This is a genomic window from Roseibium sp., from assembly GCF_048261595.1.
GTDB lineage: Bacteria > Pseudomonadota > Alphaproteobacteria > Rhizobiales > Stappiaceae > Roseibium.
Genome location: NZ_JBLXFW010000001.1, coordinates 769,198 through 786,972, shown reverse-complemented (window position 1 = coordinate 786,972; position 17,775 = coordinate 769,198). Strand labels below are relative to the sequence as shown.

General features: G+C 59.1%; 15 protein-coding genes. 7 read left to right on the top strand and 8 right to left on the bottom strand.

Annotation, left to right across the window (positions count from 1 at the left end):
- The first annotated feature begins 85 nt into the window (after positions 1–85).
- Complete coding sequence (locus ACN0SY_RS03475; protein ID WP_417684478.1) at positions 86–1,096, top strand: DMT family transporter; 1,011 nt, start codon at positions 86–88, stop codon at positions 1,094–1,096.
- 24 nt (positions 1,097–1,120) lie between these two features.
- Here ACN0SY_RS03475 and ACN0SY_RS03470 read toward each other — a convergent pair whose 3' ends face one another.
- From ACN0SY_RS03470 to ACN0SY_RS03450, 5 genes are all read right to left on the bottom strand, one after another.
- A complete protein-coding gene (locus tag ACN0SY_RS03470; RefSeq protein ID WP_417684476.1) occupies positions 1,121–1,885 on the bottom strand; it encodes an FKBP-type peptidyl-prolyl cis-trans isomerase in 765 nt (254 codons plus the stop codon).
- 171 nt (positions 1,886–2,056) lie between these two features.
- On the bottom strand, positions 2,057–3,016 hold the full coding sequence (locus tag ACN0SY_RS03465) for a glycosyltransferase family 2 protein (RefSeq protein WP_417684474.1): 960 nt from the start codon (positions 3,014–3,016) through the stop codon (positions 2,057–2,059).
- An 83-nt stretch (positions 3,017–3,099) separates the two neighbouring features.
- Positions 3,100–3,993, bottom strand: coding sequence for an ROK family protein (locus ACN0SY_RS03460; RefSeq protein ID WP_417684473.1), 894 nt, complete (start codon positions 3,991–3,993; stop codon positions 3,100–3,102).
- 2 nt (positions 3,994–3,995) lie between these two features.
- Positions 3,996–4,703 (bottom strand): class II aldolase/adducin family protein, encoded by a 708-nt coding sequence (locus ACN0SY_RS03455; protein WP_417684471.1) that lies wholly within the window; start codon positions 4,701–4,703, stop codon positions 3,996–3,998.
- Positions 4,704–4,907: 204 nt separating this feature from the next.
- Positions 4,908–5,831 carry a pirin family protein gene (locus ACN0SY_RS03450; RefSeq protein WP_417684469.1) on the bottom strand — a complete coding sequence of 308 codons (924 nt, stop codon included), beginning with the start codon at positions 5,829–5,831 and terminating at the stop codon, positions 4,908–4,910.
- Between the two features lie 264 nt (positions 5,832–6,095).
- Between ACN0SY_RS03450 and ACN0SY_RS03445 the strand changes: the two genes are divergently transcribed.
- Positions 6,096–6,497: a hypothetical protein gene (locus tag ACN0SY_RS03445; protein ID WP_417684467.1), complete on the top strand. Its 402-nt coding sequence runs from the start codon at positions 6,096–6,098 to the stop codon at positions 6,495–6,497.
- 70 nt (positions 6,498–6,567) lie between these two features.
- On the opposite strand, the gene ACN0SY_RS03440 is transcribed toward ACN0SY_RS03445, so the two are convergent.
- Together ACN0SY_RS03440 and ACN0SY_RS03435 are read right to left on the bottom strand one after the other, a co-directional pair.
- On the bottom strand, positions 6,568–7,200 hold the full coding sequence (locus ACN0SY_RS03440; protein ID WP_417684466.1) for a thioredoxin family protein: 633 nt from the start codon (positions 7,198–7,200) through the stop codon (positions 6,568–6,570).
- Between the two features lie 97 nt (positions 7,201–7,297).
- A complete protein-coding gene (locus ACN0SY_RS03435) occupies positions 7,298–8,179 on the bottom strand; it encodes a LysR family transcriptional regulator (protein WP_417684464.1) in 882 nt (293 codons plus the stop codon).
- Between the two features lie 184 nt (positions 8,180–8,363).
- Here ACN0SY_RS03435 and ACN0SY_RS03430 point away from each other — a divergent pair, with 184 nt between their 5' ends.
- Together ACN0SY_RS03430 and ACN0SY_RS03425 are read left to right on the top strand one after the other, a co-directional pair.
- Positions 8,364–9,863: a CoA-acylating methylmalonate-semialdehyde dehydrogenase gene (locus ACN0SY_RS03430; RefSeq protein ID WP_417684462.1), complete on the top strand. Its 1,500-nt coding sequence runs from the start codon at positions 8,364–8,366 to the stop codon at positions 9,861–9,863.
- A 91-nt stretch (positions 9,864–9,954) separates the two neighbouring features.
- A complete protein-coding gene (locus tag ACN0SY_RS03425) occupies positions 9,955–10,710 on the top strand; it encodes a hypothetical protein (protein WP_417684460.1) in 756 nt (251 codons plus the stop codon).
- A 43-nt stretch (positions 10,711–10,753) separates the two neighbouring features.
- Here ACN0SY_RS03425 and ACN0SY_RS03420 read toward each other — a convergent pair whose 3' ends face one another.
- Entirely contained in the window at positions 10,754–11,077 is a 324-nt protein-coding gene (locus ACN0SY_RS03420; protein ID WP_417684458.1) for a hypothetical protein, read from the bottom strand.
- 868 nt (positions 11,078–11,945) lie between these two features.
- Between ACN0SY_RS03420 and cydD the strand changes: the two genes are divergently transcribed.
- From cydD to ACN0SY_RS03405, 3 genes are all read left to right on the top strand, one after another.
- The gene (gene cydD, locus ACN0SY_RS03415; RefSeq protein ID WP_417684456.1) at positions 11,946–13,715 is read left to right on the top strand and encodes a thiol reductant ABC exporter subunit CydD; all 1,770 of its coding nucleotides are present in this window, start codon (positions 11,946–11,948) and stop codon (positions 13,713–13,715) included.
- Entirely contained in the window at positions 13,712–15,406 is a 1,695-nt protein-coding gene (locus ACN0SY_RS03410) for an amino acid ABC transporter ATP-binding/permease protein (RefSeq protein ID WP_417684455.1), read from the top strand. Before cydD ends, ACN0SY_RS03410 begins: the two co-directional genes overlap by 4 nt.
- A 306-nt stretch (positions 15,407–15,712) precedes the next feature.
- Positions 15,713–17,740, top strand: a complete 2,028-nt coding sequence (locus ACN0SY_RS03405) for a TonB-dependent receptor domain-containing protein (RefSeq protein ID WP_417684453.1) — start codon at positions 15,713–15,715, stop codon at positions 17,738–17,740.
- Positions 17,741–17,775: the final 35 nt, after the last annotated feature.

Here is a 17,775-nt window from a genome sequence, read left to right as displayed (position 1 = left end):
AAGATAAAATGACTTATGTTCCCCCACGAAAGGTGACGGGCTGTGGCCGGACAAAGGCTGGCCCGACGAAAAAGGGAAGATGGGCATGACGACCAACGTGGAACGGAGTGTAGCCGCACCGATGAAGCTGCGGACGAATCCGGATTATTCGAAGTCTATCGCTGACAAAGCTGGGAAGGCTGGGACACCAGAAAAAACCAAAGGTGTTTTTGAAGCCTTCACTCTTCTGCTCGTCGTGGGCACCCTGCTGGCAGGCTCCACAGTGGTCGCAAGAATGGCGCCTGCGGCCGGCTGGTCATCCCTGCCACTGCTGCAGTGGTCTTTGCTCTTGGCGGCGACCCTCCAGGCCGCCGTGATTTGGGGGCGCCGTTCCGGTTCGGCGTCATCGGGAACCACCGCTGCGGAAAACAGGGCCTCTCTTGTTCGCTATATGCTTGTTTCCGGCATACTCTTTGCGGTTCCCAACGCGATTGCCTTCACAGCCGTGCTCCATGTCGGCGCTGGCTTTGTGGCGCTTTGTTTCGCTTTCCCGCTCGTTCTGACCTATGCCCTCGCTGTCAGTTTCAGACTGGAGGTTGTGAAAGGCCGCAGGATTGCTGGCGTCGTCCTCGGTGTCCTCGGTGGCATTGCCATGGTTGCTGGGGGGCTGGCATCGTCACCCGGCAACTTGTTCTGGGCTCTTGCTGCCCTGTCCATGCCGGTCATCATCGCGCTGGGTAATATCTATCGGACACTCTACTGGCCCGAGGGAGCTCAGCCGGAACTTCTTTCATCTGGAATGATGGGGGCCGGTTTCCTGGTGCTCGTTCCGGTAACGTTGGCGCTCGGGCAAGCTGCGTTACCGTCGGATGGCTTGACGCTGTTCGCCTCCGCTCTCCTGGCGCTTCAAACGGGCCAGTTCACCTTGCTTTACGCGCTTTACTTCCGCCTGCAAAAGCTGGCAGGTCCGGTGTTCCTCAGCCAGATCGGATCCGTCGCTGCGGTCGCCGGACTGATCCTGGCCTTCGTTCTCTTCGGGGAAGTGCCTGACTTGGCAAAGCTGATCGCGGTCGCCCTGGTTGGGGCAGGGATCGCGCTCGTCAGCGGGAGGCGGTGATCAGGAAGGGCAGGTCAGCGCGGATCAGCAGAGCCAGCAGTTGTCGGGAAGGGCAGCCACGGAGACCTCGCCGCCATCCTTCATCCAACCTGTAATTCCGTTTGTGACATTGCCGACATTCGTGAAGCCGGAGTTATCGGCAAGGTGCTTTGCGAGAACCGAGCTGCGATTGCCGGTCCGGCAGATGAACACCACCTCGTCGGTGGGGCCGGAAATGACCTTTTGGAGTTCGGCCCCGAACTGCGGGTTGATCTGGCCCTTTTCGTCGAAGAAGGTGATCAGGTGAGACCCGGCAATGACACCGGTCGATTTCCATTCGTCCGGACGCCGGATGTCGATGACCGGAACCCCAGCCGCGATCTTTGACTTGAGATCGTCATTGGAAAGGTCGGAGTATTTCTTTCCCTTGACCTCAAGCAGCTCGACTTCGAATTTCAGTGTCGCATTCGGCGGGATGACGCCACCAGCACCGCGCCGGCCATATGCCAGTTCCGGTGGAATGATCAGCTCGCGCTTGCCGCCGACCTTCATGCCTTCAACGCCCTGTTCCCAGCCCGGAATGACCCTACGCTCGCCGAGGGTGAAGGCGAAGGGCTCGTTGCGGTCGAGGCTGGAATCGAACTTCGTCCCGTCCATGAGCCAGCCGGTGTAGTGCACAACGACCGTCTCTCCGACATTCGCCTCTTCTCCGGTTCCCTTGACGAGATCGGTGATCTTAAGCTCCTCCGCCGCGGCGAAGGATGATGCGGCAACAAGCGAAAACACAGCCGTAAAAAGGCGTTTCAGCATGTGAAGTGTCCTTGATTTCAAAAAGCTTGAAATACATGGCCCTCTAGGTGCGGCAACATCAAGGCCTTGTGACTTCCAGCGGTATTGGGCAAAGCGTACCAGTCAGGTGCTTGAATTGCCTCAGCAAACTTACCTTTGATGACCGTTGCTTGCCACAGAGGATGTGATTTACTAGCTGCCGTCTATAACTGCGTAATACTTCGGCACTATACCAAACATACCTAGTAGAGCCCCAAGTCCTCGTTCGAATATAATACGGCTTTTAGTGTACTCAGTATACTCGTTGTCATTGGCGATCCGATCGACAACGACTCCTCGGATCATAAGAAGACCGCCCCAAGCCATACGGCGTAAAGCTCTTCGCCAAAACTTCCACGTGGTTGCAAGCCCTGAATGATATAGCCGGTATGCCTGAACTTGTGCAGCGGCAGCCGAGCGGATTTTGAACAGGAACCGCTCGGATGTTAAACGACTTGTAGGGACGTTCTCCCAAACCTGGGCACTAGGACAATTGACAATTCGAAAGCCTATGGCCGACGCTCGTTCAAAGAAATCTAGATCCTCGTAGCCACTCATGAGGCCCTTTTGAAACCGTAGTCCAGGGCCGCAGTCGTTCACAAGCTTTGCAGAAAACAGTACATTTCCGGTGGCCGCCCAGTTCAATGGGGTGCCAGCAGGTGAATCCTTTTCCACGTCGATGGGATACCACTTCGGTGGCGTGGATTCATAGAGCTTGGTAACTCTGCAAAACGACACGTCAGCACTGAATTTTTCTAGAGCGCCTATGTGCTCGATCAACCAGCCCTGAGAGGGAACTTCATCATCATCAAGGCAGGCAATAAGGTCAGGCTTTGTTTCTAGTGCAAGCTCTATCGAAGTGTTTCGCGCGAAGGGAATCCCCATTTGCTGTTCCAGGCGATACTTGAAATTCAAGCCGCACTCGGCAGCAAAGCGACTAACATATTCAAAGCACTCCGCTGACGGCCCATTTTCTACCAGACACAATACGAGTGTGTATCCATCTGGACGATTGAGCTTCGCGATACCTTCAAGGCAGGCGGTTAGAAACGCAGGTCTATTCGCAGTGCAGAGCGTAATTGCGATAACGCTTTGGGAAGCTTGGTCTGACATTGGGACTGGTGAACTGCTCGTGGTTAAGGTTCTTGGCCCGATATGGAAGTTGGGCGGTTTGGATTAAGTGCCGGCACCCGATTCTACTCCCACAACCAAGCTGCGCCGCGGACGCCGGAGCTGTCTCCGTGTTTGGCCTTGCGGATGGGAACTTCATAGTGGTCCGACATGATGAAAGGTGCCATCAGGCCGGGCAGGTCTTCGTATAATTCATCGACGTTCGACATGCCACCGCCAAGAACGAAGCAGTCGGGATCCATGAGGTTGGCAGCCATTGCCAGGGCACGGGCGAGGCGGCTGGCATAGGCCTCATAGGTCGCGGTGGCCAACGCATCGCCCTCGCGCTTTCTGGCCATGATCTCGTGGCCATTCAGGGCAGTGCCGCTTCTTGCCGTGTAATCTGCCTGAAACCCTGTTCCCGAGCACCAATGATCGATGGCGCCCGGATGACCCAGCCAGTTGCTCGGCCCCGGGAATTCTTCCGGCTTCAGCCAGGGGACCGGTATTGCCCCCCATTCGCCGCCGATGCCGTTCGCGCCCCGATGCGCCCTGCCGTCAATGGCGATTCCTGAGCCCGATCCCGTCCCAATGATGATGGCGTGGACGAAATGGCAGCCCGCTGCCGCACCGTCCGTTGCCTCGGATACAGCAAGGCAATTGGCGTCGTTCTGAATACGCACGGGACGGTCAAGGCGTTTCTCCAGGTCCTTGTCCAGCGGCTTGCCATTCATCCAGGTCGAGTTTGCGTTCTTTACCAGGCCGGTTGCCGGAGAAATGGAACCGGGAATACCGAGACCCAAAGTGCCCGTCTTTCCCGTTGCGGCTTCCGCGCGCGCTACAAGCCCTGCAACTGCCTCGATACAGCCCTCATAATCGTCGCGCGGGGTCGCGACCCGCTCGCGATGAAGTTCGTGCCCGCCGTCATCCAGCGCGATGATCTCAATCTTGGTTCCGCCCCAGTCGATCCCGAGCCGCATGTTCATCCTCTCCTTGTCGGAAGTTCGAAGGCATCGCCCGCTTCCGGATCCTGTTGGTTCGCCTGTTTGCCGTAGTTCTGAAACTTGCGAAGGATTTCCGACATCTCGTCCTCGCTAAGGACGACGGGTTCGCCACAGGAAAGCGCGGAGAGGTACTGATCCGCGAGTTCCTCTATCGCCTCGGAAACGGACAGTGCCTTTGCCAGACTCGTACCGAAAGCGATCTGTCCGTGGTTGGCAAGAAGGCAGGCCTGTCGTGTCCCGAGGGCCTGCAGCATTGCTTCCGAAAGCGCGCGCGTCCCGAAGGTGGCATAGGGAGCACAATCAATACGGTCGCCCCCGGCGACTGCTACCATGTAGTGGAAGGCGGGTATGCCGCGGCGCAAGCAGGAAAGAGCGGTTGCCCTTGGCGAATGACAGTGGACGACCGCGCCTGCATTCGGGTGTCCACGGTAGATGTCCATGTGCATGCGCCATTCAGACGACGGCAGCGTTTCGCCGAAGTAGCCGCCCTCAAGATCCATGAAAACGATGAGATCTTCGCTCAGGGCTTCATATGCAATGCCTGACGGGGTGATCAGGAAACCGTTTTCCACGCGGGCGCTAACATTGCCCGAAGTTCCCCGTGTCAGTCGCTTGTCGACAAGGGCGCGCGCAGTCTCAATGACCGCACGCCGAAGCTCGGGCGTATCTGGCAGGTTCGCGCTCACCGGGTGGAATCCTCCTTGAAAGAGCGAACATGTAAACGGCCTGAACGCGTGATTGCAAGAGAGCGGAAAGGGGGCGGGACATCGAACGGAAACGGCAGCCTAGGGAGGCGGGAACGAAGAAGACTTTGGAGCCTATGAAAGCCGGGTCCACGACGCGAACGGCAGCCGACAGTGAGTTTGGGAGCGTCGGCGCCTCAAAAAGGCTCACCCCGGCAGCGGGATGAATTCCGCCTCGTCTCCGGGCACGGTATCGAAGCGCGCCTGTCTCCAGTCTTCCTTGGCCTGTTCTATCCGCTCCTTCGACGAGGAAACGAAGTTCCACCAGATGTAGCGCTTCTCCGGCATTGCCGCGCCGCCAAGCAGCATGAAGCGAACCGGCTTGGATGAGGTGTTCTCGATGGTCACGGCGTCACCTGGACGGAACACCAGAAGCTGGCCCGGTGCGTGAGTTTGGCCTGCGATCGTCAAGGCGCCGTCAATGGAGAAAAGCCCGCGTTCATCATGCGAGGCATCGAGAGGAATTCTGGCGCCCGGATGGAGCGTTACATCAGCGTAGAACATGTCGAGCGCGCTCGGTTCCGGGGCTTTCTCGCCGTAGAGGCTACCTGCAATAAGCTTGACGTACAGGCCCCGGTCGCTCAGTTCCGGCAGGTCGGAGGAAGGCAGGTGGGTGAAGGCGGGCGCACTTTCCTCGAGCTGGGTGGGGAGTGCTACCCAGCTCTGCAGGCCGAACAACGAGCGCTGAAGCAACTTGCGCTCAGGCTGTTCCCGCTCGGAATGGACGATGCCACGCCCGGCTGACATCCAGTTGAGCGCGCCCGGCGTGATCGCCTGCTGCGTTCCCAGGCTGTCGCGATGATAGAGTTCGCCCTCAAGGAGATATGTGAGCGTTGCGAGGCCGATATGAGGATGCGGCCGAACGTCAATTCCACCGCCAACCAGAAGCTCCGCAGGCCCCATCTGGTCGAGGAAGATGAATGGCCCGACCATGCGCCGGCGGGCGCTGGGCAGGGCGCGGCGTACTTCGAATCCGCCAATGTCACTTGATCGTGGAACGACGACCGTCTCGACTGGATCTCCTGCACTTGGAGCTCCGGGGAGCGGGTCGGGTCGGTGGAGCCAGCTCATTGCACTTCGCCTTTGCTCTGCATGAAGTCACAGACTAGCAAAGCTCTGCCCGGTCCGGCAGGTAAGGAGGCGAAACAAACCGTTTCCTCCTGCTGCACATTTGCACTTCTGCTTGTTTGAGAGCCTTTCGGGCGTGTGTCGCTGCACCCTATTGGTGCCTGAAACTATCCGCAAATCGTCTCTTTCACGCCTACACTTAAACACATTCGAAAGTTTGAATGTATTTGTTTTGAGACTAATGACGAGTCGATGGAGGATCTCGCAATGATCAAGCACGTAGCCCTTTTTACCCTGACAACCATGATGCTGGGAGGAACTGCTCTGGCAGACAACAAAAGCAAGTGGGGTGAGGGGACTGCCTACGACCCGCGCGGCATTCATCAGGCCCGGGCAGAAACTCGGGATGATGCCAGTGCGGAACCATTCAGAGGCGGTGGCCTTGCTGGCAAGCTGCTCGACGCGATCACCGGTCGAAAGAGCCGTCCCGACACGATTGATGTCGGCGGCATGGGAGGTTCATCGGAGAGCGAAATGCACACCGCGGATGCAAGCGGTGGCGGCAACTCTGGTAGCGAAGCGAACAATTCCGGCGGCGGCCACGGAAATGGCGGTGGCCACGGCAATGGCGGCGGCAATGGCAACGGTGGCGGCCACGGTCGCCGCTAAGCCTGCTACGCATTGACAAAAAATGGCGGGCGCCGGCCTTCGGGGCCCGCCTGTTGGTGTCAGCACCCGGCTACCAGACGTCCACGTCCTTGCCTTCGGCCCGGAGCTTTGCGGCGCGTTCGTCAAGATAACGCTGGAAGTCGCCTCCGTTCTGATAGGCGTCTTCGGCGATGAAATGCATCATAGTGTCGAAGTGGAAGGGCTTGAAGTAGCCAGGCATGACCATGGCTGCACGCTGGCGGACCGTTCCTTCGCCCTCCACTGCATCGGACGGGACAAAAATCAGAGTCGGGGTGAAGGCGACGCCCCATTTCCGGACGATCTCGCGCTCTTCCATGGCCGCGCCATCGAGATCTGTCACTTCGCGCGAGCCACGCATGTCGAGCTGCACGACGAGGAAGTTTTCCTTGATGTAGTCCACGACAGCAGGAATGCGCAGGTTCACCTTGTGCATCTCACGGCAATAAGGGCAGCCGGCCTGCTCGATCAGGATCAGGAGATCCTTGCCGCTGTTACCTGCCTCCTCCAGATCGTCTGCAAGCTCGAGGAAGCCTTCGTGAAACCACGATTGGACGTGCAGGCCGTTGTCGCCGAGCGCCGGCTCCGGCAATTGTTCGCTGGCAGAGGCCTGAGAGCTGAAGCTGCCTAGGGCCAGGAAAACCATGAAGGCGAACCGGATGATGCTTGTGGCCGTCATTGTCATGGCTGTTCCTCCCAAGGCGTTCCAGGCAAAGCGGGCAGATCATAGCGCGAATTGGGTCGCGCGGCTTCATCACAATCTTGCGTTCAAGCGTAGGCTGTCAGGCGAACATGGCTCTGTCAGCCGCTACACGCTTGCGCAAGAAGTCCATCGCCACCGCGACATGGCGCAGAGGGCGCGTGCTCTCGTGTTGAACGGTCCAATAGGCGCGATCTACGCGGATCTGTGGCAGCACAGGCACGAAGGCCTCGTCTCCGCGCGCGATGAAGCTGTGCAGGATGCCGATACCGCCGCCCGCCCGCACTGCTTCCGTCTGACCGAGTGCCGAGGCGATTTCGAAGCGCGAAGGCCAGTCCTTGGTGATTTCGGCAGCGTAGTTGAGGGCTGGAGAATAGATCAGGTCCTCGACGTAACCGATGAGGTCATGCTCACCAAGTTCGGCAATCGAGGAGGGCGAGCCACGTCTTTCGACATAGTCCTGCGATGCGTAAAGCCCCAGCGAGTAGTCGACCAGTTTGGCAGCAATCAGCCGGCCGTGCTCTGGCCGCTCGATGGTGACCGCGATATCGGCTTCCCGCCTAGACAGGGAAAAGGACCGGGGTACGGGAACCAGCTGGACGGTAAGCCCCGGTTGTTGTCGAGTGAGTTCCGCAAGCCGGGGAGCAAGATACGCAACGCCAAACCCGTCCGGTGCGCCGATACGCACGGTCCCGCTCACCTCGACGGAGTTGCTGCCAAGGTCTGCCCGGACTGCCAGCATTTCCGCTTCCATGCGTTCGGCACTTTCCAGGAACCGGGATCCGGAATCAGTCAGGAAACAGCCGTTGGTCGAGCGATCAAAAAGACGGGTCTCCAGCGCTGTTTCCAGTGCGGTGATACGCCGGGCAACAGTTGCGTGATTGAGACCCAGGCGGCGGGCTGCGGCAAGGATCTGGCCGCTGCGTGCAACCGCGAGAAAGATGCGGGTATCATCCCAATTCATGTCAGACTGCCTGCTGGAGAAACTTGCGCCGGTTGCTTTGATTTTTGCACAACGGATGCGGAAACCGAGGGATTGTTTGTGATAAAAATAAAGGGATAAAGTCCCACCAGTCAATTCTAGCCGCCAGGAGTGCGGCTCGCTCGGCAACGGCACATCAGCCGCCGACGACAAAGGGAGTAGCGCCATGGAAACCATCGGTCATTTCATCGGCGGCAAGCGTGTCGAAGGCACGTCTGGCCGTTTTGCTGACGTATACAACCCGGCGACGGGTGAGGTTCAGGCCAAGGTGGCGCTGGCGTCGACGGCGGAACTTGAAGCAGCCGTTGCCAACGCTGCTGCCGCACAGCCGGCTTGGGCTGCGCAGAACCCGCAGAAGCGCGCTCGTGTGATGATGAAGTTCGTTGATCTTCTCAACCGCGACATGGACAAGCTCGCCGAGAAGCTGTCGTCGGAACATGGCAAGACCTTCGTTGACGCCAAGGGCGACGTTCAGCGTGGTCTTGAAGTTATAGAGTTCTGCATTGGCGCGCCGCACCTGCTGAAGGGTGAATTCACCGATGGTGCTGGTCCGGGCATCGACATGTATTCCATGCGCCAGCCGCTCGGTGTCGTCGCCGGCATTACCCCGTTCAACTTCCCGGCCATGATTCCGCTCTGGAAGCTCGGCCCGGCGCTGGTTGCCGGCAATGCCATGATCATGAAGCCCTCCGAGCGTGACCCGTCGGTGCCTCTGATGCTGGCCGAGCTGCTCCAGGAAGCCGGTCTGCCGGACGGCGTGCTCAATGTCGTCAACGGCGACAAGGAATCGGTGGATGCGATTCTCGACAATCCGACGATCCAGGCCGTCGGCTTCGTCGGCTCCACTCCGATCGCCCATTACATCTACCACCGTGCGGCGGAGACCGGTAAGCGCGCCCAGTGCTTCGGCGGTGCCAAGAACCACATGATCATCATGCCGGATGCGGACCTCGACCAGGCTGCCGACGCACTGATCGGCGCAGGTTACGGCGCGGCGGGCGAACGCTGCATGGCGATTTCCGTTGCCGTTCCGGTCGGTGACGAGACCGCTGACCGTCTGATCGAGAAGCTTGTTCCGCGGGTGGAAGCGCTGAAAGTCGGCCCGTATACCGCCGGCGACGATGTTGATTTCGGCCCGGTCGTGACCAAGGCTGCCAAGGAAAACATCCTGCGCCTGATCAACTCCGGCGTGGAGCAGGGAGCCAAGCTCGTCGTCGACAACCGCAACTTCTCGCTTCAGGGTTATGAGGACGGTTTCTTCGTCGGTCCGCACCTGTTCGACCACGTCACCAAGGACATGGACATCTACAAGACCGAGATCTTCGGCCCCGTTCTGTCCACCGTTCGCGCCAAGACCTATGAAGAAGCGATCGGTCTTGCCATGGATCACGAATACGGAAACGGCACGGCGATCTTCACCCGTGACGGCGATACGGCACGTGACTTCGCGTCCCGCATCAACATCGGCATGGTCGGTATCAACGTGCCGATCCCGGTGCCGCTCGCCTATCACACCTTCGGTGGCTGGAAGAAGTCCGGCTTCGGCGATCTGAACCAGCACGGCCCGGATGCCTTCAAGTTCTACACGCGCACGAAGACGGTCACGGCGCGCTGGCCGTCGGGCATCAAGGAAGGGGCGGAGTTCTCCATTCCGACGATGAAGTAACGGCAATTCCAGCCGCGAATGCAAAGGCCCGCCATCGGCGGGCCTTTTTTTGTTTGTCTTTTCTCACTTCGGATGAACGGGCACGGCGACGATGATACGAAAGCAAAAGCTTCTCCTCGGTTTGGCACTTGTCGCAATTACCGGTTTCGCCGCCCTGAGGGTCGAGAAACAGGCAGTCGACCTGGAGTTGGCCAGCAAGATGATTCTGATCGAAAACGAGCAGGAATTCGTCACGAGCTTCACCTCCGAGATGCTTGCCATTGCCGCGCGGGACACCATCGACGCCAATACCGGCACGTCCAAACTTCCGCGGGCGCGCATCGACGAAATCCAGGCGGAATTTGACAGGATCGCACTCCGCAATCCTTATACGAACGACGCCTATGTGTTCCTGACACTGGTTGACGGGAACGATCTCGGAGCGGTTCTTTTCTCCGATGCTGATACGGGCGTCACCCTAAGCGATCAGATGGTGAAGCTTTGCGGGAATGACCGTGAAATGCTGCTCGGGATCCTGCTGCATGAGCTGGCCCACAGGGATCTGAAGCACTCCAGGATGAGGTTGATCGGCGCTGTTCCTCCGGAGCTTCGGACCCGGCTGGTTTTTGAGGAACACGAAGATGCCGCCGTGAGCATTGCTGATCATCCCGAACACCTTCTCGCGTTCGCGTTTGGCAGGGCCATGGAGAACGCGGCCAGGAAATACGTCGATGATCGCCTGAGCGAGATGAATGTCGGGAATGGAGGCTTCGAGCGCTGTCTCGAGGTCCTTGAACACAATCGTGACGTACCCGGCGTAGCGTTGTTTCTCACCGCTCATGCCATTGGTGAAGCTACCAGGAACTGACGGGATCGGCACGGCGAATGACGCCATGCCGACCGGTTTGGTGTCACGCCGCGGCTGCCCCTGAGGAAACGGTGATGCTGCGGTCGGTTTTGAAGTGCGCCATGACAACGACGCTGTCGATCTCTGACATGAGAGCTGCGACGCCAGGATCAGCCATGATGCGCTCGCCTGCGGCTTTTGCCGTGGCGAGATCCCGCCATTCGACCAGATCTGCAAAGAGGTTTGCGTCCTCGGCGCCCTCACAGGCGCGCCAGGAGATGAAGCCGTCATAGGATTGAATGACTTGTTGCGCGGCGCGGCGCGCATCCCGCGCACGGGCCGGGTCCTTGATCTTGAAGATGACAAGTTCGAGGCAGGTTTCTGACATGTGATCTCTCCAGGTTCTGTGAAGGGCCTCTGCCCAACGGGAGACCTTGTAGCAGCGGCCTCCTGACAGCCCTCCGTCAGCAGCGTCATCCCTTGCTTGCCAGAAACAGCGTATCTGATGCTGTTGATAGGTATGAATATTGACCGCAGGGTCAAAAAAAGGGCCGGCGAAATGCCGACCCTGAAGTTTATTGCGGGTACCTTTCAGAACAAAGGCATGGACCGTTGCCGGTGATCGCTCAAAAACAATGCGGCCGGCACATCCAGAAATGATTACGGAAGCGAACAGTCAGGCTACCGTAAACATTGGCAAATACAACCATGCCTAGAGCGGAATTGCACTCGCTTTTTCCAGTGTATTCGTAGTTTGGGTAATATTACCCCGTTAGAATGCAAAGCTTGGCTGTGGAGTTTTCTCAGCAAGGTCAGCTGATTAGCTGTGCGCAGTTCGTGCTGCCTTACGCCGTCTGGCCTGGCTTGGGTGATGGTTGGTCGAAACTGCAAGCGTACAGAATGCCTGCCTGCAATCAACGGTATGCCGCCCGATTGCACCTTGAGACGCTCGTGTTTAACCTGTTGGCCGCGAGCGTCATCGGCCCGGCCGGCAGGGCCGGGGCGGTTGCTGATTAGATCCGCAGATGGTTATCCCTCCAGCAGGCTTGAGAGATGTGACCGGCTTGCGAAGTGTCAAAGACCGGTGTTGATTCGACCTATATGTCGCGGCCTTGCAACTGGCCTTGCATGGTGGGAATGCCTACAAGAGACGGAAGAGGTTTGCTGTCCAGAATGAATAGGATTGCGTAGGTGGTAACACCGGGAGAGACATTGGTACTGCCGCGGGTGGCGTCGTGGAGCATGCGGGAACGGGCATGAGAGCGACGTCGGAGGAGTTGCCGGAAACCGGGCTTGCAGAGCTGTCGTCATCCGAAAAGCGCCGGCTGAAAATGGCCGGGCGTCTTTTTGCCGTCTCGGATCTTGTCTGGATCGCCCAGGCGTGGCTCATTGCCTCGGTCGTTGCTGGAATGGTGCCTGGCACTCCCATTGTATCGATGGCGTCCGCGTTGTTTCCTTTTGGTGAGCTTGCCGCCGTCGTTCTTCTTGCTTTCGTGCGTACACGGCTGACCCTCGCTGCAGGCAAAATGGCAATGGTCGCAGCGCAGGCAGTGAAAACGCGTGTTCGGGATCGGCTGTTGCGGGCGATTTCATCGGCTTCCCCTGCCAGCCCCATGCCGTCAAGTGGCGAGGTTGCAGCCCAGATCGGAGATCAGGTCGACGCACTCGGACCCTATCTCCTGCGTTTCTATCCGCAGAAGATCCGCCTGGGTATCGTGCCGCCCGTTATTGCGCTTGCCGTTTTGCCAGTCAGCTGGTTGGCCGCCTTGATCCTGATGATCGCGGGACCGATCATTCCCGTCTTCATGGCGCTTATCGGAATGAGGGCGAAAGCCGCAAGTGAACGGCAGCAGGCCGAGCTGACCCGCATGAGCGGGTTCTTGCTCGATCGGATCCGGGGGCTCGAAACACTCAGACTGTTCGGGGCGATCGAACGTACCCGAAGCCAGATCGACGCGGTTGGCGAGGCCTTTCGTGTCGGTACGATGAAAGTGCTCAGGATTGCATTCCTGTCGTCCACTGCGCTGGAACTCTTCAGCGCCCTGGGGATCGCATCCATCGCGATCTATGTCGGCTCGTCCCTGCTCGGTGCTTTCGAGGCGGGTGCCTGGGGGGCTCCGTTGACCATTCAAACCGGATTGTTCGTGCTGCTGCTGACACCGGAGTTCTTCGCCCCGCTCCGAGCCTATGCGGCCGCCTATCACGACAGGGCGGCAGGGCTTGCGGCGAAAGACAAGCTTTCGGCGCTATACACGCAGATCAGCACGAGTTCGGAAGTCGCGCCGCTCGCGGTGAGCATCGCAGAGCCGATTGGCTCCGCGAAAGCTGTTGAACGCCGCGTATCACCTGCAGTTTCCATTGAGAATGCAAGCCTGGCGCTCGCCGGGCGGCCGGTCCTGAGGAACCTCTCACTGCGCATCGAAGCTGGCGAAAGCGTACTTCTTGTCGGCCCCAGCGGTGCCGGCAAGACCACGGTGCTCGACTGCCTTCTCGGTCTGCATCGGCTCGATAGCGGCGCAGTCTCGATCGGCGGGACTGCCACGGCAGAACTCGATCTGCAGGCATGGCGCAACTCGGTTGCCTGGGTTGGTCAGGCGCCGCGGCTTTTCCATGGCTCGCTCAAGGCCAATCTCCTGCGTGGAAATCCTGACGCGAACGAAGACGACATGTGGACCGCCCTTGCACTGGCCGGAGCAACTGACCTGGTCCAGCGGTTGCCTCGTGGTCTGGGAACCATTGTAGGTGAAGATGGCTTCGGCTTGTCCGTGGGCGAAATGCGGCGGATAGCGCTTGCCCGCGCAGCTATCCGGTCAGACGCTGCGCTGATCCTTGCGGATGAGCCGACAGCGGGCCTTGATGATGAAACCGCCGCCGACGTGATCTCCGGACTGCAGAAGTTGGCTGACGGACGAAGTTTCGTCGCTGCAACCCATGATCCGAAACTCATGGCCATCACTGCTCGGCAGATCCGCCTGGATGCAGGTGCGGAAGCCATGGCAACGACGGCAGAGGAGGGGGCGGCATGACAGACCTGTTCCGCCTCATCGCGCTGCAATGGCGTCACCACCGTCTGGCATTCGCCGGTGGGGTGCTCTTGGCTGTTGTTCCGGCAATTGCCGGGGTTGCGCTTCTGGGTACGGCCGGATGGTATGTCACCGCCGCGGCCATCGCCGGGGTCGGCGGACTTCTCGTCTATGGCTTTGGCCCAGGAAGTGTCATCCGCGTCCTGGCTTTCTGGCGTACCTTCGGCCGTTATGCAGAGCGTATCGCGACGCATGACGCCACATTCCGGTTCCTGACCAATCTGCGTGCCCGGATATTCCAGGGGCAGGCCGATCGCGCAGGAAATGGCCGTGAACGGCGCAGTGGCATAGCACTCAATCGGCTGACCTCGGACATTACCGCACTTGATGCAGTATATTTGCGTCTTGTGGTGCCGATTGTCGTTGCGGGCGCGGTCGGGCTTGTCGCGATCCATTGGACGGTTCAGCAATCTGCCTATCTCGCCCTTGGACCGGGAGCGCTTCTGTTGTTCCTGGCTATTCTGGTTATCCGGTCGTTGGTTATGGGGAACGGACGTTCAGCTCGCCGGCAGGAGGCAGCGCTGGATGCCGTTCGCCTTCGGACTGTAGACCTCGTGGCCGGACGACGCGATCTGGCGGTTTATGGCGGTCTGGATTCAGAAGCCGATACCGTGCGCTCTGCTCATGAACGCCTGGCTCGCGCAGAGCAGGATACAGACCTTGCAGCCAGTGCCCTTGCAGCCTGGACAGGGTTTGCCGCACAGGCCAGCATCGTTCTGACGATGGCGCTTGCGTTCTGGCTCACGCGCTCCGGCGCGATCACTGCACCAGTTGCCGTCGCATCTGTTCTGGTCGCCGTGGCGCTACCGGAAATACTCGGCGCCGTGGTCCCCGGGTTGGCCGGCCTCGGTCGCACGCGCCTTGCCGCGCGACGTGCCATTGCTGGCACCAAGCCACTACCTGCTCCCGGCGCGACGCGGGCGGTCGCCCTGTCGCAAGCGGAAACTGGTCGGGCCGCGCCCCTCGCTTTCCATGAGGTCAGTTTCGGCTATCCTTCGGCCGGTCGACAAGTGTTGGAATCCCTGTCCTTTTCCGTGGCGGATGGTGAATGGCTCGCCGTTGTCGGGCGCAGCGGATGTGGCAAGTCGACTGTCTCCGCTCTTGCCGCCGGTTTGCTTCAGGCGGATACGGGGGCCATCCACCTGAACGGCAAGCCGCTATCGGCCTATTCCGAAGACGAACTTCGCAGCATGATCACCGTCATCGGACAGCGTCCGTTCCTGTTCAACGACACGCTGGCCGCCAATCTCAGGATTGCGGCGCCTGACGCGAGCGATGAGCAGTTATGGCAGGCGCTGGACATTGCGGCCCTGTCCGAGCGTGTTCGTCAGAACCCAATGGGCCTTGAAGCCATGCTGGGCGAGGGGGGTATTGGATTGTCAGGCGGAGAGCAGCGCCGCCTTGGTCTTGCGCGCGCATATCTGACCAGACCGATGCTTTTCATCCTCGATGAGTTTACCGAAGGTCTGGATGATGAAACGGCAGGTGCGGTGCTTGACGGGTTCAAGCGCTTCCGCGGCGGCGTTCCGGTGTTGATGATCGCCCACAAGCCCGCCGAAATTGCAGCCGCCGATCGGCTTCTGCGTCTTGAGGTAGAGGGTGGTCTGACGCCGGATACTACGCGCCGCACCTAGCCTCGAACACGCGGCGAACCGGCGCCACAAGCGAGGGCTTTTCTCCGGAGAGGTGGCCTGGAGCCAGCTATTTTGATATCTTGTTGTGCCATCAAGTTATTGCAATTTATAGATGAAATAGCAAAAATATGAATTTTATACTCCACAAATATAAAACATGAGTATATAACTCATAAATACGGATCCCGCCTGCACATGCAGTTGCGGGGGCGTGGCCGATCGCGGCCTTCGCCAGCATGAGAACGGCGCATGCGCGCCTCTTCAGCCAGCACCTCCCCACAATTTTTCAACTTAAGGACTTGCCGTATGTCTCATCATGCGCGCATGGCGATGCTGCTTGCCGGCACCGTCATTGGAAACCCGTATCTGATGCTCCAGGCTTCGGCCCAGGAGCAAGGCGTTGCGCTTGACCAGATCGTCATTCAAGCAGCTGACGGAGAAATCGCGACCGATGTTCCGCGCTCTGAAACGACGGTGACGCTGGAAGAAATCGATCAGTCCCAGGTCTCCAGCTTCGCCGAGCTGTTGAAGTCAATACCCGGTGTTTCTATCGCCGGTTCCTCCAGCCCGGCCGGCCAGGCGATCAATATTCGCGGTTTCGGTAGCCAAGGTGGCACTTACGGCTCTGACCAGCGCGTCGCTATCCAGATCGACGGCGTTGCCAACGGCGGTGACGAGCTCTATCGGCTCGGCTCACAGGTGTTTACGGATCCCGAGCTTTACAAGGAAGTGAAGGTGTTCCGGGGACCGGCAGGCACGGGCCTCTATTCCACCGGTGCCATTGGCGGAGCGGTGATCGCGACCACCAAGGATGCCGGCGATTTCCTGTCCGGAGATGACCGTTTCGCCCTGCGTCAAAAGGTTGATTACTTCAGCAACGGCGACGGGATCACGTCGAGCACGATCCTTGCCATAAAGCCGCTGGAGAACTTCGAGCTTCTTGGTTCCTTCAACTATCGCTACAGCGATGTGCAGACGGACGGTGCCGGGGACGATATCACCGGATCCGACTTCGGTGCGCCATCTGGCCTCCTGAAGGGCAAGTACACCTTCGGTGAAAGCGGCGAACACAGCGTCGGGGCGACCTATCAGTACTATGAAGCCAAGCAGACCGATGTTCCCTTTGCGGCGCTCAACCCGGCTTCAACCAGCTTCGGGTTCATTGATCGCGACATCAAGGATTCACGGATCAATTTCGACTATGGCTACAATCCGGTCGGCAACGACCTGATCGATTTCTCGCTCACCTTCGGCTATGCGCTCACGCAGATCGACCAGTACAACTCGAGGAGCAGTCCGTCCGTCTCGCTGACCGAGGCAGACTATGAAAACCGCACCTTCAGCTTCCGGGCCGAAAACAAGTCGCATTTCATTAGCGGTCCGGTTGAGCATTCGCTGATCTATGGTTTTGACGGATCCATCCTCGATCGACTGTCGGACTACAATGGCTCGCCAGTTTCCTCCGCCCCGGAGGGTACCAGCAGGAAGATCGCTGCATTCGTGCAGGATGAAATGCGGATCTACGAGCGCTTCAAGCTCATTCCGACCATCCGTCTCGAGTATCAGAGCATTGAACCGGGGTCTGGAACCACCACTGGCTGGACGGACGGCTCGACCAATATCGCCTGGGCTCCGAGCCTCGAGGCTCTTTATGAACTGAAAGACCATTTCAATGTCTTCGGTTCTGTTGCCTACACGGACCGCCTGCCAACGGTAGACGAATTGTTCGCCACCTCGGTCACGACTGAACTGGAGCCCGAAACGGCGATCAGCTACGAGGCCGGGGTCTCATATGATCAGCGCCACATCTTCACCGATGCCGATGTTGCCCAGGCAAAGTTCACCGTGTTCCAGAACAACATCAAGAACATGATCGACGGCGGCTCCCAGGCGGATGAGGCGCGTGTGGAAGGCGTTGAAATCGAGGCACGCTACGACGCAGGACGGTTCTATACGACACTCACCCACTCGCACATGCGTGGCTATGACCTCTCCGGTCAGTACGGCGGCGAATATCTGCCCTATATCCCGGCAGACGAAACGCGGATCAAGGTCGGCACAAGGTTCGAGGACTACAACCTCGATCTGAGCTGGGAGGCCGTTTTCGCAGCATCTCAGGAACGGGTTCCCTCGTCGGCCGGCGGATTGACCGCCACCAAAGGGTATGCCCTGCACAACTTCAAAACTGTCTGGAGCCCCGACGAAGGCCTTCTTGAAGGAACCAATGTCGTCTTTGGCATCGATAACGTTTTCGATCGTGAGTACAGAGAATACCTGTCCACCCAGAACGGGGCAGGACGGACCTTCAAACTGTCACTCGCAAAGACGTTCTGACCGGGCCGAGCCAAGGTTGGACAGAGGGGGAGCCC